General features: G+C 70.5%; 19 protein-coding genes. 6 read left to right on the top strand and 13 right to left on the bottom strand.

Going from position 1 to position 24935, the window contains the following annotated elements:
• The first annotated feature begins 1748 nt into the window (after positions 1–1748).
• Positions 1749–3686, top strand: a complete 1938-nt coding sequence (locus ABZV93_RS05140) for a ParA family protein (protein WP_354930606.1) — start codon at positions 1749–1751, stop codon at positions 3684–3686.
• Positions 3683–4690, top strand: a complete 1008-nt coding sequence (locus ABZV93_RS05135; RefSeq protein WP_354930603.1) for a ParB/RepB/Spo0J family partition protein — start codon at positions 3683–3685, stop codon at positions 4688–4690. Before ABZV93_RS05140 ends, ABZV93_RS05135 begins: the two co-directional genes overlap by 4 nt.
• A 429-nt stretch (positions 4691–5119) precedes the next feature.
• Here ABZV93_RS05135 and ABZV93_RS05130 read toward each other — a convergent pair whose 3' ends face one another.
• On the bottom strand, positions 5120–6088 hold the full coding sequence (locus ABZV93_RS05130; protein WP_354930600.1) for a D-alanine--D-alanine ligase: 969 nt from the start codon (positions 6086–6088) through the stop codon (positions 5120–5122).
• 56 nt (positions 6089–6144) lie between these two features.
• Positions 6145–7464 (bottom strand): PLP-dependent aminotransferase family protein, encoded by a 1320-nt coding sequence (locus tag ABZV93_RS05125; RefSeq protein ID WP_354930597.1) that lies wholly within the window; start codon positions 7462–7464, stop codon positions 6145–6147.
• Positions 7465–7588: 124 nt separating this feature from the next.
• Between ABZV93_RS05125 and ABZV93_RS05120 the strand changes: the two genes are divergently transcribed.
• Both ABZV93_RS05120 and ABZV93_RS05115 read left to right on the top strand, forming a co-directional pair.
• A complete protein-coding gene (locus ABZV93_RS05120) occupies positions 7589–7921 on the top strand; it encodes a hypothetical protein (protein ID WP_354930594.1) in 333 nt (110 codons plus the stop codon).
• 7 nt (positions 7922–7928) lie between these two features.
• Positions 7929–8552: a GNAT family N-acetyltransferase gene (locus ABZV93_RS05115; protein ID WP_354930591.1), complete on the top strand. Its 624-nt coding sequence runs from the start codon at positions 7929–7931 to the stop codon at positions 8550–8552.
• A gap of 305 nt (positions 8553–8857) precedes the next feature.
• On the opposite strand, the gene ABZV93_RS05110 is transcribed toward ABZV93_RS05115, so the two are convergent.
• The 8 genes from ABZV93_RS05110 to ABZV93_RS05075 all read right to left on the bottom strand — a co-directional run bounded on the left by ABZV93_RS05110 (position 8858) and on the right by ABZV93_RS05075 (position 19508).
• Positions 8858–10003 (bottom strand): N-acetylmuramoyl-L-alanine amidase, encoded by a 1146-nt coding sequence (locus ABZV93_RS05110; RefSeq protein ID WP_354930588.1) that lies wholly within the window; start codon positions 10001–10003, stop codon positions 8858–8860.
• A gap of 514 nt (positions 10004–10517) precedes the next feature.
• A complete protein-coding gene (trxA, locus tag ABZV93_RS05105; protein WP_354930585.1) occupies positions 10518–10847 on the bottom strand; it encodes a thioredoxin in 330 nt (109 codons plus the stop codon).
• Between the two features lie 26 nt (positions 10848–10873).
• Positions 10874–11845, bottom strand: coding sequence for a thioredoxin-disulfide reductase (gene trxB, locus ABZV93_RS05100; RefSeq protein WP_354930582.1), 972 nt, complete (start codon positions 11843–11845; stop codon positions 10874–10876).
• A 176-nt stretch (positions 11846–12021) separates the two neighbouring features.
• Positions 12022–12909 carry a zf-HC2 domain-containing protein gene (locus ABZV93_RS05095; protein ID WP_354930579.1) on the bottom strand — a complete coding sequence of 296 codons (888 nt, stop codon included), beginning with the start codon at positions 12907–12909 and terminating at the stop codon, positions 12022–12024.
• Positions 12906–13658: an RNA polymerase sigma factor SigM gene (sigM, locus tag ABZV93_RS05090; RefSeq protein ID WP_354930576.1), complete on the bottom strand. Its 753-nt coding sequence runs from the start codon at positions 13656–13658 to the stop codon at positions 12906–12908. The genes ABZV93_RS05095 and sigM overlap by 4 nt, the downstream gene beginning before the upstream one ends.
• Positions 13655–15400: a protein kinase family protein gene (locus ABZV93_RS05085; RefSeq protein WP_354930573.1), complete on the bottom strand. Its 1746-nt coding sequence runs from the start codon at positions 15398–15400 to the stop codon at positions 13655–13657. Before ABZV93_RS05085 ends, sigM begins: the two co-directional genes overlap by 4 nt.
• 113 nt (positions 15401–15513) lie before the next feature.
• The gene (gene murJ, locus ABZV93_RS05080) at positions 15514–17211 is read right to left on the bottom strand and encodes a murein biosynthesis integral membrane protein MurJ (RefSeq protein ID WP_354930570.1); all 1698 of its coding nucleotides are present in this window, start codon (positions 17209–17211) and stop codon (positions 15514–15516) included.
• Positions 17208–19508 carry a DUF6049 family protein gene (locus tag ABZV93_RS05075; RefSeq protein WP_354930567.1) on the bottom strand — a complete coding sequence of 767 codons (2301 nt, stop codon included), beginning with the start codon at positions 19506–19508 and terminating at the stop codon, positions 17208–17210. The genes murJ and ABZV93_RS05075 overlap by 4 nt, the downstream gene beginning before the upstream one ends.
• A 112-nt stretch (positions 19509–19620) precedes the next feature.
• On the opposite strand from ABZV93_RS05075, the gene ABZV93_RS05070 reads away from it, so the two are divergent.
• Positions 19621–21054: a CCA tRNA nucleotidyltransferase gene (locus ABZV93_RS05070; protein WP_354931361.1), complete on the top strand. Its 1434-nt coding sequence runs from the start codon at positions 19621–19623 to the stop codon at positions 21052–21054.
• A 22-nt stretch (positions 21055–21076) separates the two neighbouring features.
• On the opposite strand, the gene ABZV93_RS05065 is transcribed toward ABZV93_RS05070, so the two are convergent.
• From ABZV93_RS05065 to ABZV93_RS05055, 3 genes are all read right to left on the bottom strand, one after another.
• Complete coding sequence (locus ABZV93_RS05065) at positions 21077–22393, bottom strand: MFS transporter (RefSeq protein ID WP_354930564.1); 1317 nt, start codon at positions 22391–22393, stop codon at positions 21077–21079.
• Between the two features lie 105 nt (positions 22394–22498).
• Positions 22499–23584, bottom strand: coding sequence for an inositol-3-phosphate synthase (locus tag ABZV93_RS05060; RefSeq protein ID WP_354930561.1), 1086 nt, complete (start codon positions 23582–23584; stop codon positions 22499–22501).
• Positions 23581–24237 carry a PadR family transcriptional regulator gene (locus ABZV93_RS05055; RefSeq protein WP_354930558.1) on the bottom strand — a complete coding sequence of 219 codons (657 nt, stop codon included), beginning with the start codon at positions 24235–24237 and terminating at the stop codon, positions 23581–23583. The genes ABZV93_RS05060 and ABZV93_RS05055 overlap by 4 nt, the downstream gene beginning before the upstream one ends.
• Positions 24238–24499: 262 nt before the next feature.
• Here ABZV93_RS05055 and ABZV93_RS05050 point away from each other — a divergent pair, with 262 nt between their 5' ends.
• On the top strand, positions 24500–24916 hold the full coding sequence (locus ABZV93_RS05050; RefSeq protein ID WP_354930556.1) for a DUF5318 family protein: 417 nt from the start codon (positions 24500–24502) through the stop codon (positions 24914–24916).
• The last annotated feature ends 19 nt before the right edge of the window (positions 24917–24935 follow it).

Below are 24935 nucleotides of genomic sequence, written 5' to 3'. Positions count from 1 at the left end.
AAGGGACGTACAGCCGCGGCCGTTCGGACTCGGACGACGCTGCGCAGCTTGGCGGTTCGCGTCCTGCCGCCCTTGCGTCGGAGCCCGAGGTGGACACTTCCGCAGTCGCGATGACCGACTCCGCTGCGGGCACCTCGGACGAGCATGTGGCGGCCCCGGCCACGTCGCCTTCCGACGAAGGCGGGTTGCCTCCGGGTTCACCTGCCGACAGCGGAGACGACGACGAGGGTCCCCAGAAGACTTCCGAGTCCGCCGTGCTGGATGAGTCGCAGTCGACCGATTCGGAAATGGCATCGGGAGTGAGCCGGCGCGGCTTGGAGAACTCGGTCGAGGACCAGCCTCATGGCGCTGCGCATGGCTACACCACTTCTCTCGAGGAAGGCGCTCGGTCTACTCCGGCAGAGTCGCTCACGCAGCCCTTCATGGCTGATCCATGGACGGCAGGAACGGTGGCACCCGGGGACAGTGACGTTCGTGGACGGATTTCATCGCCAGTTGGCGAGCGGTCGGAGACCAGTGAACGCGAGTGGCCCGTCGAGCGACCAGTGCCGAGCGCTATGGAGTCAGTGGCTCACGTTTCACGTGAAACAAGCACACCGATCGACGCCGGTGACAACGTCGACTCGATGCACCAGGTCGCGGTGGACGAGACGTCGGAGCGCAGTACGGGTGACCACGGCTTCCAGGGTGGATCACCTGAGGATGAGTTCGTCGACGCAAGCACGCCAATTGCTGCCGAACGAGCCGAGGCCGTCAACGAGGTGGAGTCGCCGGATCGCGGCTCAGCCAGTCCAACGGAAACAGCAGTCGAAGGGGCCACGGGCACACCAGTCGCGGACCGAGGACGAGCTGACTCGGCTGAGGGCCGGCAGCCAGTGGGATCGGGGCCCGATAGTGATACGGGCGGCGCCAGCGTCGTTTCCAGATCGGAGCACAGCCTGGAAGTCGTTGAGCCGATGTCTTCGGAGACTGGAGCTGGGCAGCCACACCTCCACAACCCTTCGGGCTCGCCGGGGGCGCAAGGGGCCGTCGAGTCTGCGTCGGTGCAAGCACCGGGCCTCGGTCAGGACGATGGCGGTCGGCAGTTTGAACTGACGGACGTCCGGCCGACTGTGGAGCCGGCAGCGAGGGACGACCTCGACGCAGATGCTGCCGCCACGAGCCAGGACTCCGACCCGGCGGAGGACCGGCGAGCGGGCGAGTCGGCGTCGGCGCACGTTGTGGAACCCACCCAGGCCGACATGGCCAGCGAGTCTGGCCAGGCGAGTGACCGGCAGGTCCTCTACTCGGCGGCGGTGCAAGCTCCGGGTGGGGAGCAGAACGACGTCGGCAGCATCGACCGGGAGTCCGGGTCGACGGAAGACCAGGCGATAGCCGGCCCTGCGTCGGCAGGCCGCATCGGATCTGGTGGGGCTCGCCCGTCGGAGCGCGACAAGGGCTCCGATGACCGCGGTGAAGCTTGTCTCGCCGGTGAGACGGACGGTTCGGCAGAGTCGCATACGGCCGGCATGGTCGACGTCTCGGCTGGTCGACCTCACGGAACAGCTTCGACGCTTGAATCGGCTGGGCGAGAGGGCGAAGCCTTGGCGGCTCTCGATCCTCCAGCTGAAGCCGAGCACGCGAGTGGGCTGGCCGTGACCGACGGTTCTCGGAGTTCCGCGGACACCTTGGGTCCGGAGGAGCACGGCGCTGCCTCATCCGCACCCCTCCCGACATCCCACGTCGAGGACCTTGTTCCCACTGAGGATGTGTCTGGCAGCGACGCGGAACCGGAGCAGGAAGCCACGACGACGGGCCGTCAATTCGCTTCAGCTGAGGGAACAGGTCTCGACACGCCTGTTTCACGTGAAACGGAGGGCTTGGCGGGGCACGACTGGGCTGCTGACGACGAACCGCCGGCATCGAGGGCCGACGAAGTTGACGCACAGGACTCGGACCGTCGATCGGACGGGCCGCGGTCGGAGGTTATGGAGACGTTGCCGGAACGAGGCGGCTCGGCCGGCGCCGAAACTCCCGCAGCAACCGAGCGGTCCAGCGCGGGAACGGACGAGATCGGCGTCCGGGCGAATGACGTCGACCAAGTGGGCGCTGCCCGAGTCGGCCTGGACGGGACACGCGTCGATCAGGCCGGCCTGAAGGAGTCACGCGTTGATCAGGCGGGCGCCGACCGGGCGGCGGACGAGGCTCAGTCGAACCCGACGGACCCGCCGAAGGACGCGGATTCACACGCTGACGACCGGCTTACCCAGGGTGAGACCCCTTCGGCTTCCTCGCGGGCTGCAGAGGGCGACGAACTGCGTGCCGAGGCCGCAGGTTCGGTCACCTCCGGGGTCGAGTCGGTCGTATCTCGGGCCGAATCAGTCGCGCCTGGAGCTGAGCTCGAGGTCGAGCCTGTCGAAACTGGGGTCGAGCCGACCGCGGCTGCGGTGGAAGCGGTCCCGGCCTTCGGTGAGGCGGGAGATGAAGAGGCCGCAGCTGACGCATCGGGCCGAGCCGCTACTCCCTACGGCGAACACCACTCAAGCGGCGACCGGGCCGAGGATGTCGCGGCCGGTAACGAGCCAGTCGGCAACTCCTCGGTAGATGCGCAGCCAAACCAGGAGAGAGTCGCGCCGGAGACCGCGCCGACCATGGCGCAACCTGGGCCGATCGACTCGTCACCGCTGCCGCAGCCCGAAGACGCGGACATCCTCGTTTCACGTGAAACGACCGAGCTTCCTCCCGCTGCGTCCCTACCGCCGAACGTGAACCTGCCGATGGTCTTTCGGCCGACACTGCCGAAGCCGGTGAGGACCCGGATCTTCGTTGTGGCGAACCAGAAGGGCGGTGTCGGTAAGACGACCACTGCGGTCAACATGGCTGCGGCGTTGGCAGGTTCGGGCGCACGGGTCCTGGTGATCGACCTCGACCCGCAGGGCAACGCGTCGACCGCGCTGGGAATCGAGCATGGCGAGGGCGCGCCAGGTATCTACGACGTGGTCGTGGATCGCCAGCCGCTGGAGAAGTTCGTCCACACCGTCCCGCGTTTCCCGACGTTGTGGGCGGTGCCCGCCACGATCGACCTGTCGGGCGCGGAGCTGGAACTCGCCAGCGTGGTGGCGCGGGAGAGCCGACTCAAGCGCGCCCTCGACACCTACCTCCGAGACCAGGAGGCGGCGGGAGAGCGGTTCGACTACGTGATGATCGACTGTCCGCCGTCGCTCGGGTTGCTCACCATGAACGCGCTGGTGGCCGGTGAGGAGGTGCTGGTCCCGATCCAGTGCGAGTACTACGCGCTGGAAGGCGTGGAGACCCTCTTCAAGATCGTCGAGCTGGTGCGTGAGCTCAACCAGGAACTCACGGTCTCGACGGTGCTGCTGACCATGTACGACGCACGCACCAGGCTGTCGGCCCAGGTTGCGGAGAACGCGCGAGAGAACCTCGGCTCCGCCGTGCTGCGCACGTCGATTCCGCGTTCGGTCCGCATCTCGGAGGCGCCGAGCTTCGGGCAGACGGCGATGACCTGGGACCCCGGCTCTTCCGGCGCGTTGTCCTATCTCGAGGCTGCTCGGGAGCTGGCGTACCGCGACCCGGCGGCCCCGCCCCCGAGTCGGCCGCCACAGGGCGGTCGTCCAGGCGATGGTGACAACTCAGACGTACTAGGCTCGACCACCGCAGAAGCTACCAAGCGAGGGGACGTTCGATGACGGTTCGACGTGGTTTGGGTCGTGGGCTCGGCGCGCTCATTCCGCCGGCACCGCCGCAGGGAGCCAGCCATCCGATGCCGTCGGCCGACCACGACGGATCGGCGGCAACGGCCGCCGAGCACACCGGTGACGTCGGCGGTGTGACGACTGCCCAGGCCGTCGAGGCACCCGCTGTCGCGGGAGCGCACTTCGCGGAGGTGCCGGTCGACGCGATCAGGCCGAACTCCCGTCAGCCGAGGCAGGTCTTCGACGAGGAGGCCATGGCCGAGCTCGTCCACTCGATCAAGGAGATCGGCCTGCTCCAGCCGATCGTCGTACGTCGCCTGGACGCCGGCTCCTACGAACTGGTGATGGGCGAACGCCGCTGGCGGGCGACGCAGGAAGCCGGCCTGGAGAAGATTCCCGCGATCGTCCGGGACACCGGCGATGACGCGATGCTGCGGGACGCATTGCTGGAGAATTTGCACCGGGCTCAGCTCAACCCGCTCGAAGAGGCGGCCGCGTACGAGCAGCTGCTCGACGACTTCGGCTGCACCCACGACGACCTGGCGCAGCGGATCGGGCGATCTCGTCCACAGATCAGCAACACGCTGCGGCTGCTGAAGCTCCCACCGGCCGTGCAGCGCCGGGTCGCGGCCGGCGTGCTGACTGCTGGACACGCGAGAGCCCTGCTCGCGGTGGACGACGAGGAGACCCAGGACCGGCTCGCGCACCGCGTCATCGCGGAGGGCCTGTCGGTCCGCGCTCTCGAGGAGATCATCGCGGTCGGCCTCGGCGAGGGTGAGAAGGCGAAGCCCAGGCGTTCGTCGAAGCCGGTGGCACCTCGGCTCGCGGACCTGGAGAGCCGCCTCGGTGACCGCTTCGAAACCCGGGTGAAGGTGGCCCTGGGCCGGTCGAAGGGACGGATCACGGTGGAGTTCGCCTCGCTGGACGACCTGGAGCGCATCATCGGACTGATGGACCCGCCGACAGCGGAGATCGTGGGCAGTGCCGAACAGGTCTGACGGCCCGAAACCTCGTTGATCCCCAGGTTTTTCCACACCACTTTCCACACTGGGTCGCACCTTCGAGCAACGGGCGGGCGCGGTAAACCTGCAGGTAGGAGCGTTGTCGGTGGCGGCTGTGAGAGGCGGTGGCCGACTGAGGATCCACCGCGGGTGCCGTAACTCACAGGTACATCCCCAGGTCACCGGCCGCCTTATGCACGTGTTGGACACAATTCATCCGCTGCCGCCGCCCCGGTTGTGGCCGCCAGGAATCAGCCTGCGGATGACCGTGCCGGCGAAGCCCTGACGCCGGCGAAGGCCTGACGCCGGAGGAGGGTTCAGCTCGACCTGCGATGAAACCCGTCGCAGGTCGATCGGCGAGTTACACGACCGGGCGGGCGAGTTGTAGGAGCGCGACCGGACCGAGGTGGTCCGAGGCAAAGGACGCTAGGCGGTACGCGCCGGCACGGCGCGTCGGACGGCCGCGTCGAGCAGTTCGCGGCAAACGACGCCCAGGTCCAGTCCTGCCGACTCCAACGCCAGCGGCACCAGCGAGGTCTCGGTCATACCGGGCGCGACGTTGACCTCCAGGAACCACGGCTGCCCGTCGGCGTCGACGATCAAGTCGCTGCGGGACAGGTCCCGTAGTCCCAGCGCTTCGTGAGCGGCCAGCGCCATCTGCGCGCACGCGGCGGCGCTCTCTTCGCCGAGCCGGGCGGGTGCGATGAACTCCGTCGCTCCGGCGTTGTAGCGCGCCGCGTAGTCGTACACCCCGCTGTCCGGCACGATCTCCACTGCCGGGAGCGCCTGTGGGCCGTCGCCCACGTCGACCACCGTCACACTGACCTCGGTGCCTGCGACGTGGCGTTCGAGGAGGCTGACGTCGCCGTAGGCGAAGCAGCTGACCATCGCGGCGGGGAGTTCGGACACGTCGTGGACGACGCTGCAGCCGAGGGCGGAGCCACCACGGGTGGGTTTCACCACCAGCGGCAGCCCCAGCCGGTCGACGATCCGGTCGAGGACCGCCTGCGCACCCAGTTCACGGAACGTCTCGTGCGGGAGTACGACCGACTCCGGCGTCCGGACACCGGCGGCGGACACCACGGTCTTGGCCACCGGCTTGTCGAACGCCGACCGGCACGCCGCCGGCGTCGAACCCGCGTACGGCACCTCGAGAAGGTCCAGCACCTCTCGCAGCGCGCCGTCCTCGCCCGCCACGCCGTGCAGCAGCGGGAAGACGGCGGCGGGCGGATCGGCCTGGAGGGACGGGATCAGGCCGGCGTCCGCGTCGCGTTCCTCGACCTCGACTCCGACGTCGCGAAGCGCCTCGCTGACCCGGCGTCCTGACCGAAGTGACACCTCGCGTTCGTGGGAAAGTCCGCCCGCGAGAACCACCACGCGGCCAAGATCGCTCATCTGCCGTCCCTTCGTCACCAACCGGCTCGCCCGCTCGTCTCGATCAAGTGCACTTGTCAGTGCACTTCCGGGCCAGGGAACTCGATACCTCCGTCGCGGCCACCGCGTACGGGCCCGAAGGTCTCCCGAAGGTCTAGTTCCCGCTCCACCACCGCCGCCAATCGGCGGACACCCTCCCGGATCCGCTCCGGCGGGGGCAGACAGTACGACAGCCGCATGTTCTGGGAGCCGAACCCGTCGGCGTAGAAGGCCGTACCGGGCACGTACGCCACCCGGGACGTCACCGCGCGCGGCGACATAGCCTTCGCGTCGATGCCCTCGGGAAGAGTGACCCACACGAAGAAGCCGCCTCGCGGGGTGGTCCACGTGGTGGTGGCCGGCATCAGGTCGGCCAGCGACTCGAGCATCGCGTCCCGGCGCTCGCGGTACATCTCCCGGAAGGACTTGATCTGACCTTTCCAGTCATGGTTGGCGAGGTAGGTCGCCACGGCGTACTGGCTGAACGTCGGCGGGCACAGCGTCGCCGACTCCTGGGCCAGCACCAGCTTGTCCCGGATCGCGTGCGGCGCCAGCGCCCAGCCCACCCGGAATCCGGGTGCGAAGGTCTTGGAGAAGGACCCGAGGTAGACCACCCGGGCCGGGTCGTCGGCGCGAAGCGCGCGGTAGGGCTCGCCCTCGAAGCCGAGCAGGCCGTACGGGTCGTCCTCGACCACCAGGACGTCGTGCCGGTGACAGATCTCCAGCACCCGTTGCCGCCGGTCCGCGCTGAGCGAGACGCCCATCGGATTGTGGTAGCTCGGGATGGTGTACAGCAGCTTCACCCGCCGGCCCTGCGCCGCCAGGGAGGTGAGCGCGTTGTCCAGGTGCTCGGGCACCAGCCCCTGGTCGTCCATCTCGACGTGGACCACGTCGCACTGGTAGGCGGCGAAGACGCCGAGCGCACCGACGTAACTCGGGGCCTCGCACACGACGGTGTCACCGGGGTCGCAGAAGATCCGGGTCACCAGGTCCAGGGCCTGCTGGCTACCGACAGTGACTACCACGTCGTCGGGGTTGGCGTCGATGCCCACCTCGGACATCACGTCGGTGATCTGCTCCCGCAGCCGCGGATCTCCCTGGGCCGGGGAGTACTGCATCGCGACCGCGCCGTGGTCGACCACGAGTTCGTTGAGCAGGGAGCCCACGACGTCGAGAGGAAGCCCGGAGATGTTGGGGGAGCCGCCGGCGAGGGAGACGACCTCCGGCCGGTTGGCGACGGAGAACAACGCACGGATCTCGGAGGCGACCATGCCTTTGGCGCGCGCTGCGTACCGCGTGACGTCGGCGTCGAACCTCGTCTCGCGGTGTACTGGCCGGTGGTCCGGACTGCCCTCCATAGCGGCGTACGCTCCTCTCTTCGCGGAAGCGCGCAGCCACATGCCCCCTGGGCTGCCCACTCGCTACTACGATGCCCTATGGAGCGGCCTCGCGGGGAGCTGGGTCAGCACCAGAAGGGTAGTCATGCGGATCGTCACCTGGATGCTGATGGGCATCGGTGCGGGAGCGCTCGCCGGTTTTGTGAGCGCGCTACTGAGGCGACGACACCTCCGCGTGGGCGAACCCGTGGCCGAGTACGCCGGTGGATACGCCGCTCCGGTGGCCTCCGAGGACCAGACCGCCAGCTATCCGGCGAGCGTCCTGGTTTCCGGTAATTCGAAGAATTCGGACAATTCGATCGGTTCGGGCGATTCGTCGACCTCTGAGGCGAAGGCGGATCACGCCGGCCCCGCCCAGGCGCACCGGGTCGGTCACGCCGTCACCGCCGGCCGGGCCGATCGGGGTGGGCGCAGGTAGCGGCACCATGGGTACGACACGCCGTATCGTCAACATCACTCTCGACAACCTCGACGATCTGCCGTGGCCGTGCCGGCAGTGCGTCTTCTGGGAGCTCGACCCGGTCGCGCGCCAGCACGCCGAGGACGCGGGTGACCCGGGGCTTGAGAAGGAGGCGTGGATCTCCGCCGCCCTGCTGGAGTGGGGGTCGTGCGGAAAGGTCTGTTACGTTAACGAGGTGCCTGCGGCGTTCGTGATGTACGCACCGCCGTCGTACGTCCCCCGCTCGGTCGCCTTTCCCACCTCACCGGTCAGCGCGGACGCGGTGCTGCTGATGACGGCGCGCGTGCTCCCCGACTTCGCGGGGGCGGGCCTCGGACGGGTGATGATCCAGAGCGTGGTGAAGGATCTGCTCCGCCGAGGCGTACGCGCGGTGGAGGTGTTCGGAGACACCAGCTGGCATCGACCCGAGTGTCTGCTGCCCGCGGACTTCCTGCTGTCGGTGGGATTCAAGACCGTACGTCCACATCACCGGTACCCCCGGCTGCGGATCGAGCTCCGCAACGTCCTGACCTGGAAGGAGGATGTCGAGGCGGCGCTGGAGAAGCTGATCGACTCCATGACTCCCGAGGGCATTCCGAACCCCGCCTGACCGCCGGGCCCGGGTTCGGGCTGAGGGGATGGATCCGGTCCCTCCGTCCCACTGTCGACCCGGTCTTGTCACCCGCAGGGCGACGTTGACAGGAGGCCGTCTGCCAGGTCGATTCGCAATCACTACGACGAAGCCGGGAGGGACGATCATCGGCGACGTCCGGATTCACAGGCCGATGTTGACAGGCCGACGTTGACAGGGAGACGGTCGCAAGAGCCTGTTGACGGCACGCGACAGGCGACCGGGTCCGCCCGACCACAGACGGTACGACGAGCAAGCAGGGCCGGGCGATCAGCCGGACGTGGTCAGCGGATGAGTTCGCCGAGTTGGAGTACTCCGGTCGGCGCGTCCATCTCCGGCGGCAGGTAGACCCGCTGAACGGCCACCACGATCGCCTCGGCGACGACGTCCCGGAAGCCGGGATCGGAGATCCGGGCCGCGTCGCTGGCGTTCGTCACGTAGCCGAGTTCGATCCGGACGGCCGGCATCCGCGTGTAGCGGAGGAGGTCCCAGGTCTTGGCGTGGGTGTGACAGTCGCGCAGGTCGGTCCGGGCGACGATCTCGCGCTGCACCAGGCCGGCGAAGCGTTCGCCCAGCGTCGACGGGATGTCGTCCTCGTGGCCTGCGGCGCCGTAGTAGTACGTCGCGACCCCGCTGGCGTGTGGGTTGGGGTGCTCGTCGACGTGCAGTGACACGACGAGGTCGGCGTCGGTCTCGTTGGCGAACCGTGCGCGGTTGGCCTCGTCCGGGCTCGCGTCACGGCCACGCGAGAGATAGACGCGGACGCCGGTGGCCTCCAGCCGGCCCTCGATCCGGCAGGCGAGGTCGAAGGCGATCTCCGCCTCGGACAGGCCGTTGGCCGAGCAACCCCGGTCGGCGCCGCCGTGTCCGGGGTCGATGACGACCACCTTGCCCGGCAGCCGGGGGCCGGAGCGGTGGATGCGCTCGGACTCGCGGAGCGCATCGGCACGTCCACCGGTGACGATCGGCGACAGCCGGGCGAGCGCCTTGAACGTTACCGGGCCGCAGGTGCCGTCGGCCGGCGCGCCCACGCTGTGCTGGAACTCGCGTACGGCGTGTTCGGTGCTGGGGCCGTACATCCCGTCGACCCGGTCGACCTCGAACCCCAGCTCCATCAGCCGGCGCTGAAGCGTCGCCACGTCGTCACCGGTGAGGAGGTGGCCCGCGGTGTAGGACAGCAGCCGGTCACCGAGCCGCCACCGCGCCTCGTCGAGGACGCGGTAGGTCTCGGCATCGACCACCCCGTTGGCTGTCAGCCCGCGCTGCTGCTGGAACTGGCGTACCGCCTGGTCGACGCTGTCGTCGTACGGCGCGTCGACCTGCCCGGCGGCCTCCGCCGTCGCCGGCAGTATGCCCAGCTGGACCAGCTTCGTACGGATCTCGGCCACCGCGGGACCGCGGTCGCCCAGCCCGTATCGGTGCTCGGTCATGGGCGCCTCCGAAGTCGCGTACGCACAGGGCCCCGGCCTGGGCCCGGATCGGCGTCGCCATGCTATCCATGCCCGCTGGCAGGACTCATCCCTCGGGGCGGCCCCCGGCGAACGAGCCGAGCGTGGCGGATGCCATCCGCCCGGTGCAGGACGGGACCAGTGCGGTAGTCGTGGGGTCGGCCATGGTGGGTGGCCGGGCTCCTACCGACGGGCTCCCACCCACGGGCCCTACGGATGGGGGATCCGGGAGGGCGGGCGGCCCGAGGTGAGCGGGCTCAGTCGACCAGTTCGCCGGCGAGCGGGCCCCGACGAGGAAGTCGGCACCGGGCCGACCGCGAGGCCTGGAAGGGAAGTCGGCACACGAAAGGCCCCGGCCGCCGCCCGCCACCTCGTGCCCGCCGGGTTGGCGGGACGAGGCGATCGGTTCGTACGGTCGGGGCCTTCGCAGAACCCGGGGGCCGGTCGCCCCTCACCTGGTGCGGCTCGCCGCGACCCAGTGGTGCGTCCCAGCCGGTCAGGCGGTGACGAGGTCGGACAGCTCGGCCTTGATCGCGGCCTTGGGACGCGCACCGACCAGCGACTTCACGACCTGACCGCCCTGGTAGACGTTGATGGTCGGGATGCCGGTCACGCGGTACTCGAGCGGCGTCTGCGGGTTTTCGTCCACGTTCAGCTTGAGGAACGTGATCTTGTCGGCGTACTCCTTGGCGAGCTCCTCCAGTACGGGCGCCACCTGACGGCAGGGACCGCACCATTCCGCCCAGAAGTCGACGACGACCGGCTTGTCGCTCTGCAGGACCGTCGTCGGGAACTCGGCATCCGTCACCGGCTTGATATCGCCCACTGGTGTCTCCTCTTGAGGGTTTCGTCTCAGGCTTCCACGGTCTGTGCGGTCCGCACGTCCGTGTCGTCTTCCAGCGCCGCCAGGTAACGCTCCGCGTCCAGGGCGGCGGCCACACCGGTCCCGGCCGCGGTGGCGGCCTGCCGGTAGATGCTGTCCACGAGGTCACCGGCGGCGAACACTCCTGGCAGGTTGGTACGGGTGCTGGGGTGGTCGACCAGCACGTAGCCGGCCTCGTCGAGGTCGACCTGCCCACGGACGAGCTCACTGCGCGGGTCGTGCCCGATCGCCTCGAAGAACCCGGTCACGGGCAACGTCGACTGCTCGCCGGTCCGGGTGTCCCGCACCAGCAGGCCTTCCAGCTTGTCGGTGCCCTCGGCCGCCAGCACCTCGGTGTTCCACAGGAACTTGATCTTGGGGTTGGCCATGGCGCGGTCCTGCATGATCTTGCTGGCCCGCAGCGTGTCGCGACGGTGCACCACGGTCACCGACCGGGCAAACCTCGTCAGGAACTGCGCCTCCTCCATCGCGGAGTCACCGCCGCCGACGACGGCGATGTCCTGGTCGCGGAAGAAGAAGCCGTCACAGGTGGCACACCAGGACACGCCGTGCCCGGAAAGGTGCTCCTCGCCCGGGACGCCGAGCTTGCGGTAGGCCGAGCCCATCGCGAGGATGACCGCGAACGCCCGGTGCTCGACCCCGGCGGAGTCGCGAACGACCTTGACCTCGTTGGTCAGGTCGACGCTGTGCACCTCGTCGGCGACAAGTTCGGCGTCGAAGCGTTCGGCCTGTTTGCGGAAGTTGTCCATCAGGTCCGGGCCCATGATGCCGTCCGGGAAACCGGGGAAGTTCTCCACTTCGGTGGTGTTCATCAGAGCACCGCCGGCCTCGACCGATCCCTCGAACACCAGCGGTTGCAGCCGTGCGCGTCCGGCGTAGAGCGCCGCGGAGTATCCCGCGGGCCCGGAGCCGACCACGATCACATTGCGGACATCGGACACGGACTACCTCGCTCTCCAAAGCAACTGACGCTGCCCATGCGTAACCGATCCTAGGCGCCGGGCATTCCGGAGCCATCCGGTCGCCCGGTGGCCCGCACGCGCGGTGATGCCGCCGGTGACATCGGTGACAAACCGGTCGATGCCGGCCACAGCCGACGGGTGGGCGGTGGCGGGGATCAGCGCACCGGCACCTGCGCGGAGTGGACGATGTGGGCCTGCGCGGAAGGGCACCCCGCGACGGCGTACGCCCGGACCTTGGGTTCGCCCGCGGAGCCACCGCTGGTCCTGACCAGCGCGACGATCACGGGAGCACCGGCGAAGCGTGCTCCGACCGTGTCGAGCAGCGTCCCACCCGCACCCGCGTCGTCCAGGACACGGGTGACGCAGGGGCTCGGGTCGCCTGCGATGCCGTTGTTGCTCTGCGGGCCGATCGGTTTGCCCGGTGCCTTCGGGGCGGCCGCCTCGAGGACGGTGCCCACCTGGCTGCCGAAGCCGGCTGCGGAGAAGTCCGTCTTCGCCGCCTTCGCGCTGAAGCTGTAGCTCTTGGGGCGCATCGGTCGCACCGACGGAGAGGCCGTCGACGGAGACGGGGTGCGCGCCGCGGTGGAGTGTGAACCACCGGCCACCGGGACGTCGTTGCGGTCGGCGAGGAGGCTTCCGGCCACGCCGGCACCGGCAGCGAGGACGGCCACGCCGGCGGCGACGGCGAGGAGCCGGGACGGACGACGCCATCCGGCTCGGCGGTCGGCGCGGTCGCGGGCAGCTCCGCGGGCAGCAGAGAGCGAGCTCACTGCGGGCTGGTCGGTGGCCTGCTCGGTGGCGCGGTTGCGGGCCTCCGCCGCGAGGGCCGACTCCATCCGGTCGGCGACCGCCGACGGTATCTGGGTGGGGACGGCCGCGCTCTCCCGGAGCAGATGCGCGAGCTCCGCGTGTGCGTCCGCGGCGGCCGCGCACTCCGCGCAGCCGGCGAGGTGGGCGTCGATCCGGGCGTTCTCGGCATCGGACAGGAGCCCGGCGTGTGCGTCGGCCAGGGTGTCGTCGTCAACGTGCGGGCCGGCCGTCACTTCGCCTCACCTCCACGTCGTCGCGCGCCTCCTCGGCGGTGGGGGGCCGCCGACAGGGTGTGGTCGGGATCCTGGTCGCTCCGGGCCCCTCGAACGCGTTGGACGTCAGGTGCCGCCGGGTGGTTCCCCCCGGCTTCGGCGGCCTCGGAAACGGCTCCGGCTGTGGGCCGGAGGTGGGCCAGCAGCGGGACGAGCCTGGCCCGGCCCCGCGCGCATCGGCTCTTGATCGTCCCCGGGGCACAGTCGAGGATCTGGGCCGCCTCCTCCACGGAGTAGCCCTCCATGTCGACCAGCACGATCGCCGCCCGCTGGTCCGGATTGAGCGAGTCGAGCGCGGTGAGGACGTCGATCCGGAGCTCCTGCGCCTCGGCGGGGTCCGGCGGCCGGTCGGCGGCGAGCTCGGCCGCGCGGTCGTCGTCAGGCAGCGGGTCGGCCGCCCGGACGGCACGTCGCCGGATGCGGTCCAGGCAGGCGTTGACGACGACGCGGTGCAGCCAGGTGGTCACCGCCGAGTCGCCGCGGAACTGGCCGGCGTTGCGGAACGCCGAGATCAGCGCGTCCTGCAGGGCGTCGGCCGCCTCGTCCGGGTCGGACATCGTGCGCAGCGCAACCGCCCACAGCCGGTCGCGGTGCCTCCGGAACAGTGTGGCGAACGCCTCCGGGTCACCGGCCACGTGTGCCGCGATGAGGTCCCGGTCGCTTGGTGCACCGCCGCCCTCGGCGAGGGTGTCCGGGGTGCTGGTGGTCATCGGCGTACGACGATCTCCGCAATCCCGCCGCGGTAGTCAGAACCGTCGGGCGGCAGCTTGGTCAGCCAGACCAGCAGGAACCGGGTGCGCACCGGCTTGTCCGGACGCAGCGTCACCTCACCGCCTGCGCCGTCCTGCTTGGCGATCTGCTGCCAGTCGTCGATGGCGGACGGTGCGCTCGACGCGCTCTCCGGCGCCGCGCGCAGCTGGACGTCGGTGCCGCCGCTGCGCAGGCTGAGCTCGACCCGGCCCACGTCGGCCGGCTTGCCGAGGTCGAACCAGACGCCCACGCCCGGCTTGAGCCCGCCGAGCTGGGGGTTGTTGTGGTAGCTCATCGTCGTCCACAAGGTGGACTGGTTGCCGTCGTAGGCCTTGTCGACGTCCTCGGGGTGCTCCTCGCCGTTCCCCCCCGGCGGCGGGTCGAAGTCCTTCGCGCCGGTGATCCGGATGGGCGAGCCTGCCGCCGCTACGTTGGTCTTGGAGGGGGAGGGGCTGCCACCGGCCGAGGGTGTCCTCGTGGGACCGGGGCTGTCGAACGCCGCGCTCATCAGCTGGTAGCCCAGCAACCCGGCGCCGGCCAGCACCAGCAGCGCCACCAAGGCCGCGGCGATCCGCCACCAGCGTGGCCGCTGCTCACGCTCGTGCTCGGGGTAGTGGTGCGGCGCCTGCGCGGGCGGGTGCGGCGGGGCGTAGTTGCCGCGCGGATGCATCGCGGTGTGGGACATGTCGGCGGCGGCGACCCGCTGGGTCTGGTCGCCGAGGTCGCCGGCGGCACCGATGTGCTGGGTGTGGGCCGGGGCGCGGCCGTTGAGGTCGCCGCGGGTGGCCCCGACCGGCGGGACGCCCACCTGGGTGGGTGCGTCGGCGTAGTTGGGTGGCCCGCCCGCATGGTGACCGTGGTCGTGCTCGTCGCCCGACGCCGAGGCCGGCGGGAGCACTCCCTCGATCGGGGTCATGCCGACGACCTCGGTGAGCGCGGCCGCGATCTGCTGCGGCGTGGTCAGGGGGTCACCGTGCCGGGGCTGCTCGTCGAGGATCCGCTCGGTGATCTCGTCCAGGGGGCGTGGAACGCCTGCCCGGCACTGACGCGGGGACAGGAGTGTTCCGTCGGCCGCGCGGGGTGCGGCGTTCAGTCCGCTGCGTGGACCGGCCGGCCAGCGCGCGGTCAGCGCGGCGTAGAGGAGCCGGCCGAGGCCGACCGCGTCCTCACGCTGCGGATCGGTGCCGGTCTCCTCGTCGGTGCGAGCACCGCTGAGCGCGGCCTGGGTCGCCAGCCCGACGATCTTGATGGACCCGGTGTCGGTGACCACCACCGCGTCCGGATCGAGCCGCTCGTGGGAAAGACCCTGGTCGTGGGCGCGGGCGATCGCCTCGCTCACCTCACGGACCAGCAGTCCGGCCTGTTGTGGTGGCAGCGGTCCGTCGGCCAGCAGCGCGCCGAGGCTACGGCCGGCCACCCATTCGCGGACGACGTAGGCGACCCCGTCGTCACGGAGCGCGTCGAGCACCCGGATGAACCGCACGTCGGCGGCCGTCGCGGCCCGCCGGGACGCCTCCAGTAGATGGTCGACCCGCGGGTCGTCCGCGGCCAGCACGTGCACGACCACGGAACGTGAGAGGACCTCGTCGATGGCCCGCCAGGTCTGCGCTACCCCACCGTCGCCGGGCGTCTCCGCGAGAAGCTCGGCGACACGGTAACGACCAGCGAGCGTCACGCCCGGGTCGACATCGGTCGGATGCACGGCCCTCCTGCTCGCCGAGGGACGCGGATCCGTCCCGGACTGTCTGACTGCGCCTACATGCTAATGCCCGAATGCTACGAGCGCCTCGCCCGGCGACGAGCGCCGGAGGGCCGTCAGGCCGCGGACCGGCCCAGCCGAGCACGGAGAAGGCCGAGGAGCTCGGCGATCTCCCGGACCGCGAAGAGCCTCGCCAGCACAAGGTATCCCCCGAGCAGGACCACGCCGCCCACGGCCACCGCCAGCAGTTCCACCAGCGGGGACTCGCCGAGCCCCGCGGTGACGAGCCGGGCGAGGGCGTACGCGAGCGCACCGGGGATCAGGGCCGCCCCGCCGGCCCGGGCGTACGTACTGAACAGTCGGCGCCCGTCGACCCCGCCCATCCGGCGGCGCAGCACGACCAGGCTGCCGAGAAACCCGATCCAGTAGCCCAGGCCGTACGACGCGGCGATGCCCACCGTCTTCCACTGCACCGGCAGGACGGTGTAGGCGATCACCGCGCAGACGATGCCCACCGCGACCACGCCGATCTGGACGAAGACCGGCGTGCGGGTGTCCTCGTAGGCGTAGAAGCCGCGCAGCACGATGTGGTGGCTGGAGAACCCGATCAGTCCGAGCGCGAAACCCATCAGGACGTACCCCATGAACCGCGCGCTGGTGTCCGCGTCGCCGTGCAGGAAGAAGAACAGCGCGCTGGTCATGTCGGCGCCGAGGGCGAGGAACGCGACCGACGCCGGGATGATCGCCACCGCCGTGAGGCGCAGGCCGTACGACAGGTCGTCACGGACCGCGCCGTCGTCGCCCTCGGCCGCCGACCGGCTCATCCGGGGCAACAGGGCGGCCACGATCGAGACCGTGATCACCGCGTGCGGGAGCATCAGGATGAGGTAGGCGTTGAGGTACGGCGTGAGGCCGTATCCGCTGTCGTGCCCGAACTTCGTCAGCGCCTGCGCACTCACCGCGGTGGTCAGCCGGGTGGCCACGATGAACCACACCTGGTTGACCAGGACGAAGCCGATGGTCCAGATCGCCAGCTTGCCGGACTTGCCGATGCCGCCGCCCCGGAAGTCGAACCTCGGGCGGAGCCGGAAGCCCGCGCTGCGCAGCACGGGCAGCAGGCACAGCGCCTGCACGGCGATGCCGAGGGTCGAGCCGAGGCCGAGCAACAGGATCTGCGCGGTGGTGATCTCCTGCGGGCTGTCCGCGTCGGAGATCACGATGAACGCCACGAACACCACGATCGAGACGATGTTGTTCAGGATCGGCGACCACATCATCGGGCCGAACCGCCCGCGGGCGTTCAGCATCTGCCCGAGGATGACGTACAGGCCGTAGAAGAAGATCTGCGGCAGGCAGTACCACGCGAACGCCACAGCGAGGTCGAAGTACGGCCGGTTGGCCGGCGCGTTCATCGCGGCGCCGGAGTAGGCGCGCACCAGCAGCGGTGCGCACACTACGGCCACCACGCTCATGGCGGCCAGGACGAGGGCCGCCAGCGTGAGCAGCCGCTGGGCGAACGCCACGCCGCCGTCCGGGTCGTTCTTCATCGCCCGGACGAGCTGGGGGACGAAGACCGCGTTGAGCGCGCCGCCGGCGATCAGGATGTAGAGCGAGTTCGGGATCGTGTTGGCGAGGTTGAACGTGTCGGCGAAGAACGCCGTGCCGAGTGCCCAGACGAGGACCAGGCTGCGGACGAAGCCGGTGACCCGGGAGACCACGGTGCCGGCCGCCATGACCGCGCTGGCGCGCAGCAGGCTGGTCTGCTGCTCCTTTCGTGGTTCCTTCTTCTGGGGGACAGCGACGTCACCGTTCACCGCTTCGCCTTCGTCATGTCGGGGCCAGGAGAGCCGGGCTGGGATCCGGGCCGGGTGCCTGGATCCCTGTCGTGCGGCTGGGCGGACCTGCCGTTCGACCGGGCCGGGTTGCCCGGCGCCTGCCCGTCCGGAGCGGGTCCGTCGGGTCCGCCCGGCTCGCCGGCCGTGCCGGCCGCCTCCCCCCCGCCGTCGGCCGTGGCCCTCCGTGCCGCCGCGGCCGCCCGCAGCCGCCGGACGATACGCGTACCGGCGGCCAGCAGCAACAGCCCCAGGCCGACGAAGATGACCACCCAGCCGACCCGACCGTAGCCGGTGACCCTGACGAAGAACGGCTGGGTGGCGCCGAACGACGCTCCGGAGCGGGTCGTCACCCGCGCCTCCATCTGCACCGCGGACCGGACCGTGCTGTCCGCCGGGGCCTGCGCCGTCACGCTCACCGTCGCCTTGCGGTTGGGGTCGACGCGCACCGGGTCGATCGGGGCCACCTTGAGCATGTCGGGGTCGCGGGGGCGCACCTCGAGGCGTACCTCCACCGGCTGGCGGCCGCGGTTCCAGATCGTCACCGGGAACCGGCCGGTCTGGCTGGACAGGGTCACCAGGCGTGGCGGGACGACCTCGACCTGGCCGATGGCCTTGCGGATCCGGGAGTTCATGGTGTCGACGAGTTCGATCGCGTCGGCGTCGTCCCCCCGCCACGACGTGGACGCCGCCCGCAGGAACTCCCGGTCCAGCGCCGGTCGGGACCGCTCCGGCTCGGCCAGCATGTCCAGGAGCATGGCCGAGCTGGCCGCGAGGTCGCGCAGGTGCTGGACGTGCCGCGGGCTCAGCTCGGCGCGGGTGTCGCTGGGGGACGTACGCAGGGGGCCGCCGTAGGCCGTCGGCGCCTGGGACAGCAGCGCACCGACCGAGAGGGGGCGCAGCCAGGAGACGGACTCGACGGTGCGGAACAACGTGTCCCCGGAGGCGCCGGGGTTCCAGTCGCGTGGCATCGCCGCGACCATCCGCCGCAGCGTGGTGGCCGGGTCGCCGCCCTGCATCGCCGCCAGCGCGGTCTCGCTCAGGAACCGCTGCTGGATGCCCACCGGCGAGGACTGCCCGCCCGGTCCACCGGCGGTCAGGGAGGGGTCGGCGACGAGCGCGGTCACCGCGCCTTCGGGGGTGGCCAGCGACGCCACCGGGCTGGAGCCGTCCTTGGGCAGGGCGGGCAGGGCCCGCTGGGACAGCAGCACCGTGTGCGCCTTGCTGGCGGCGATCGTCTCCAGGGTGCCGGCATCGGCGTAGCCCGCCCCGGGCCAGACCAGGGTGCCGCCGGTCTGGTACTGGTCCGAGGCCTGGGCGGCGGCCCGGACCGCCTGGGGGAAGCGGTCGGTGAGGTGGTAGCGCTGCAGGGTGGGCAGGTCGGGGTCGGCGTACGGCAGCATCTTCGCGTCGCCCGCGGCGAGCACTCCCCGGGCGCGGTTGAGCCACCGGCGTACGTCCGCGGTCTGGTCGGGGCCGACCCTGGTGCCCGACGAGGTGGTGAACCCGTCGGACATCCGCCGCGCCTCGTCCAGCAGGGACGGGTCGACGAGGAAGCTCAGGTCGTGGTCGGCGCCGAGTTGGAGCAGCCGGCTCAGCCGCCCGTCGGGCGCGAAGTCCCTCAGCGCCACCGTCCCACCGGCGTCGTTGCTCGCGGCCGGGCCGTGCACGACGTCGCCGTCGACCAGGCGGGGCCGGGCGGTGACGGGCAGGACGAACGCCACCTCGACCGGCGTCAGTTTCGTGCCCGCGGGGAGGTACGGCAGGAAGGTACGAGCTCGCCAGGTTTCCCGCAGGCTGGAGTCCGGCGTCGTGGCCCGGATGTCGACGCCCACGACGTACACACCTGCCGCGCTGAGTCCCAGCCGTGCCAGCGGCACTTTGACGTCGAAGCGCGCGGACGCATGCGGCCGCAGCCTCAGCGCCACCTGGTCCACGAGGTTCCACGGCTGGTCCAGCCGGGTGCCGAGGCGTTCCCCCGGCTGCTCGGCGGCCGCGGTGGTGAGCTCGTCACGGGACGTGAGGGGTGACTGATCGAACCACAACATCGCGTTGACGGTGGACAGCGCGACATCCCCGGAGTTGACCACCCGGCCGGTGAGACGGAGGTTTTTCGTCCCTTTGGTGGCGTACGGCGTCACGGAGTCGATCTGGATGCGTACTCCCGGCACCTGGGCCGAGGCGGGCGTGGCTGTCCCCGTGACCAGGCCGCCCACGCAGGCCAGCAACGCCAGCACCGCCACGACGGCGGTCGCCAACCTTGCTCGACCCGCCAACACGCCTCGATGCTAGGGCATGTCCGTATGCGGGGTGCCTGACTCGGTCCCCGCCCGCCACGGCGTACCGGGCTCAGCCGAGGCCGTACGCTTGCCTCCCGTGTCGACCGACCACCTGAGCGAGGCCCAGCAGCGCGGAGTCCGAGAACTCCTGCGAATCGCCCCCGTGATCGACGAACTCGGCGCCAGGTTCCAGGCCGTCGGTGCCCGGCTCGCGCTCGTCGGCGGCTCGGTCCGCGACGCGCTGCTCGGCCGGCTCGGCCTCGACCTGGACTTCACCACCAGCGCCCGGCCCGTCGAGGTCGAACGCCTCCTCACCGGCTGGGCCGACGCGGTATGGGACATCGGCCGCGAGTTCGGGACGATCGGCGCCCGCAAGGGTGACTGGACGATCGAGATCACCACTTTCCGTGCGGAGGCGTACGACCCCGACAGCCGCAAGCCCGCGGTCACGTTCGGCGACACCCTGGAGGGCGACCTCGGCCGGCGCGACTTCACCGTCAACGCGCTCGCGGTCAACCTTCCCGACCGGGCGTTCGTCGATCCGTTCGGCGGGCTGAGCGATCTTGCCGCCGGGGTGTTGCGCACGCCCGGCCGGCCGAAGGACTCCTTCACCGACGACCCGCTGCGGATGATGCGGGCGGCGAGGTTCGCCAGCCAGCTCGGCTTCTCGGTGGCGCCGGAGGTGGTGGCCGCGATCCACGCGATGGCCGACCGGATCACCATCGTGTCCGCGGAGCGGGTCCGGGACGAACTGGTGAAGCTGGTCCTCGGCGGCGACCCCCGCGCCGGGCTGGAGCTTCTCGTGGGCACCGGCCTGGCCGACCACGTGCTGCCCGAGCTGCCCGCCCTGCGGCTGGAGCTCGACGAGCACCACCGCCACAAGGACGTGTACGAACACAGCCTCACCGTCCTCGACCAGGCGATCGCCATGGAGGACCGGGTGGGCACCGGCGGCCCCGACTTCGTGACCAGGTTCGCCGCGCTGATGCACGACGTGGGCAAGCCGGCGACCCGGAGGTTCGAGGACGGTGGCCGGGTGACCTTCCACCACCACGAGGTCAAGGGCGCCCGGATAACCACCAAGCGGATGCGGGCGCTGCGGTTCTCCGGTGACCAGGTGGACGCGGTGTCCCGGCTGGTCGAGCTGCACCTGCGGTTCCACGGGTACGGCGGCGGGGAGTGGACCGACTCCGCCGTACGCCGTTACGTCCGGGACGCCGGCCCGCTCCTGGACCGGCTGCACGTGCTCACCCGCGCCGACTGCACCACCCGTAACCGGCGCAAGGCGGCCGCCCTGCAGCGGACGTACGACCAACTGGAGGAGCGGATCGCGCTGCTGGCCGAGCAGGAGGAGCTGGCCAGCATCCGGCCCGACCTCGACGGCAACGAGATCATGCAGACGCTGGGGATCCCGCCCGGCCCCGTGGTCGGCCGGGCGTACAAGCACCTGCTGGAGGTCCGCCTCGACGAGGGGCGGCTGGACAAGGACGCCGTACGCGCCGAACTGCTGCGCTGGTGGTCGGAGCAGCCCGAGTCCGGGGCCTGAGCAGGGCCGGGCGGCCGGGTGATCAGTCCGCGGCCGACTCGGAGGAGGCCGGGGAGCGCGGCCACAGGCGTACGCCGGTGAGCCGGGCGTAGCCGGTCGCGGCGGCGGCGTAGGCCACCGCCGTGACGGCGAGGACGGCGTACGAGCGGCCGGTCGGCGGCAGCCACAGCGCGGCACAGGCAGCGGCGAGCACGACGACGAAGTTGAACAGCACGTCGTACAGCGAGAAGACCCGGCCGCGGTAGACGTCGGCGACGGTCTCCTGCACCAGCGTGTCCACGCAGATCTTCACGCCCTGGCCGCACAGGCCAAGGACGAACGCGGTCACCAGGACCGCCGGCACGGTGAAGAAGGTGCCCGGCACCACGACCGCGACCGCCCCGACGAGGAACAGCACCACGATCCAGGCCTCCTTCCGGATCCGCCGGACCGCGAGCGGGGTGAGCAGCGCCGCCGACCCGAACCCCAGCCCGGAGACCAGCACCGCGGTACCCAGGCCGGCGATCCCGGCCGCGGCGTCACCGGCGGCGAAGTGGTTGCGGTAGAGCAGGATGATCGCCACCGTGCACAGGGTGAAGAAGAACCGCTGGACCGCGATCGCCGCCAGGCCGAGGGCAGCCGGTCGGCACTCCACCACGTGCCGCGCCCCGTCGGCCAGGCCGCGCAGCACGTGCCGGACCGTCGCCGCGACCTCGGCGCGTGCCGCCGCCAGGTCAGGGCCCAGCATCGGCCGCGGAATGCGCAGCACCAGCAGCGCGCTGGCGGCGTACCCCAGGCTGGCGAGGACCAGCACGACGTACTCCGCGGTCGCCGGGGCGCCCCACCCCAGCGCGGCCACCGTCGAACCCACACCCAGGCCGGCGAGATAGACGAGCGTCCCGCAGGTGGGCGTGACCGCGTTGGCCAGCACCAGGCGGTCGTTGGGAACCACGTGCGGCAGGGACGCCGACAGTGCGGCGAGCAAGAAGCGGTTGACAGAAAGGCAGGCGAGGACAGCGAGGAAGAACAACGGCCCCTCGCCGCCCCCGCGCGTCACTGCCAGGACCAGCAGCACCAGCACCGCCCGCACGGCGTTGCACCACAGCATCGTCTGCCGCCGCGACCAGCGGTCCAGCAACACACCACAGAACGGGCCGAGCAGGGAGAACGGCAACAACAACACCGCGAACCCGACCGCGATCGCGCCGGCCGTCGGCTGGCGTTCGGGAGAGAACAGGACGTACGACGCGATCGCGACCTGGAAAACCCCGTCGGAGAACTGCGAGACCAGCCGGACGGCGAACAGCCGCCGGAAGAAGCCCAGCCCCAGCAGGGTGGCGACGTCACGCAGAAACCGCACTCCAGCAGGGTAGGCGGCTCAGCGCTCGACCTCCGGCCCTATGGTCGAGGTCTCGGCTTCGCTTGCTGCGCGGACGGCTCGTTCCTCGCCGGCCACGCCGCTCGCTCAGCGCTCGACCTCTCCGCGGATGAACTTCTCCACCAGTTCCCGCGCCACGTCGTCGGAGTACTGCTCCGGCGGGCTCTTCATGAAGTACGACGACGCCGACAGGATCGGCCCGCCGATGCCGCGGTCCTTGGCGATCTTCGCCGCCCGGATCGCGTCGATGATGATGCCGGCGGAGTTGGGCGAGTCCCACACCTCGAGCTTGTACTCCAGGCTGAGCGGAACGTCGCCGAACGCCCGGCCCTCCAGTCGTACGTACGCCCACTTGCGGTCGTCCAGCCAGGGCACGTGGTCGCTCGGGCCGACGTGCACGTTGCGCTTCTCCAGGTGGTGCGGGATCTGCGACGTGACCGACTGCGTCTTCGAGATCTTCTTCGACTCCAGCCGGTCGCGCTCCAGCATGTTCATGAAGTCCATGTTGCCGCCGAAGTTGAGCTGGTACGTGCGCTCCACCACGACGCCGCGGTCCTCGAACAGCTTGGACAGCACGCGGTGCGTGATGGTCGCGCCGACCTGGCTCTTGATGTCGTCGCCGATGATCGGCAGTCCCGCCTCGGTGAACTTCGCCGCCCACTCCGGGTCCGTGGCGATGAACACCGGAAGGGCGTTGACGAACGCGACCCCGGCGTCAATCGCGCATTGCGCGTAGAACTTGTCCGCCGCCTCCGAACCCACCGGCAGGTAGGAGACCAGCACGTCGGCCTCGGCCTCGCGCAGCGCGGCAACGATGTCAACCGGCTCTTGCTCGGACTCGCTGATCGTCTCCCGGTAGTACTTCCCGAGTCCGTCCAGCGTGTGACCGCGCTGCACCGTGATCCCGGTCGGGGGTACGTCACAGATCCTGATCGTGTTGTTCTCGCCGGCCCTGGTGGCGTCGGCGAGGTCGAGGCCCACCTTCTTGGCATCGACGTCGAACGCGGCCACGAACTCCACGTCCCGCACGTGATAGTCGCCGAACCGCACGTGCATCAGCCCCGGCACCTTCTGGGTGGGGTCGGCGTCGCGGTAGTAGTGGACTCCCTGGATCAGTGACGTCGCGCAGTTTCCCACGCCGACGATGGCAACCCGGATCGACTGCGGGCTCATGGACGCTCTCCTCGGTCTGTCAGTGCCCTTGGGCGTGGCGCTCTGGTGATCTCTTCGGGGTGGTGGACTTCTGGGTGCTGGTCCGCCGGGCGGCCCACGCGCTCGGAGGCGATCAGGTCGCTGAGCCAGTGCACCTCCCGCTCGACGGACTCCACGCCGTGCCGCTGGAGCTCGACGGCGTAGGTGTCGAGGCGTTCCTGCGTACGGTGAAGTTGGGCGCGCGTGCGGTCCAGGCGCTCCTCCAGCCGCCGGCGGCGGCCCTCCAGGATGCGCAGCCGCACGGCCGCGTCGGTCCGCGCGAAGAACGCGAGGCGGACGCCGAAGTTGTCGTCGTCCCAGGCGGACGGGCCGCCCTCGGCGAGGAGTTCGGTGAGGCGCTGCTCACCGGCGGGGGTGAGGCGGTAGACGATCCGCGCCCGGCGCCGGGCAGCGCTGCCGGGGGACGTCTGGTCGCCGTCGTCGGCCGAGGAGTCCTCGCGGACGCAGTCCCGGGCGAGTAGGGACTTCAGACACGGGTAGAGCGAACCGTAGGACAACGCCCGGCCCCAGCCGAATCTCGCGTTGAGGCGCTTGCGCAGCTCGTACCCGTGCATCGGGGCCTCGTGCAGGAGGCCCAAGACCGCGAGCTCGAGTACGCCACCGCGGCGTGCCATGCAGCTCACCGTCCTTTCCGGGCCGATGGCCGGATCCCGCGTCGGGATGTCCGGCCTGTCTCGCTTCGAGGGAGTTGCGGACATTTCGATGTATCTATTTGATACATCGAATCGAGATGTTCGGACGATAGAGCCGGGCGGCGTACGAGCGCAAGGGGTGACCGCACCGGGACCGATCGCAGCCGGGCCGATCGGCAGGTTTGATCGCCGCACCCGCGCCGTGGGACTCGACGCTCCAGCCGAAGGCCGTACTCTCGTTGACATGTGGTCCCAACGGTCCGTGGTCGATTACAGCCTGCAGCGCAAGGCGACGCTGCGGGCGCTACGCGGTGGCCGCGCGACCGTGATGGACGACGTGTGCGACGCCGACCCCTACCTCCTGCGGGCGGCGAAGTTTCACGGGGAACCAACCGACCGGCCCTGCCCGATCTGCCGGAAGGAGAAACTGACCCACGTCACCTACGTCTTCGGTGACGAGCTCGGTCAGTACTCCGGCCGGATCCGGCAGACGCCGGAGCTGGAGAGGATGGCCCGCGAGCACGGGGAGTTCCGCGTCTACGTCATCGAGGTCTGCCAGGGCTGTTCGTGGAATCACCTCACGCTCTCGTACGTCCTCGGTGACGGTGTGCCACGACGCCCGCCGCGCCGGCAGCGCACGGTGGAGGACGAGTACTCCTAGCCCAGGCATCTGCCGTACC

It is taken from the genome of Actinopolymorpha sp. NPDC004070, assembly GCF_040610475.1.
Classification (GTDB): Bacteria; Actinomycetota; Actinomycetes; order Propionibacteriales; family Actinopolymorphaceae; genus Actinopolymorpha.
The sequence above is the reverse complement of the archived record's forward strand: the minus strand, read 5'-3'. Positions and strand labels throughout refer to the sequence as shown.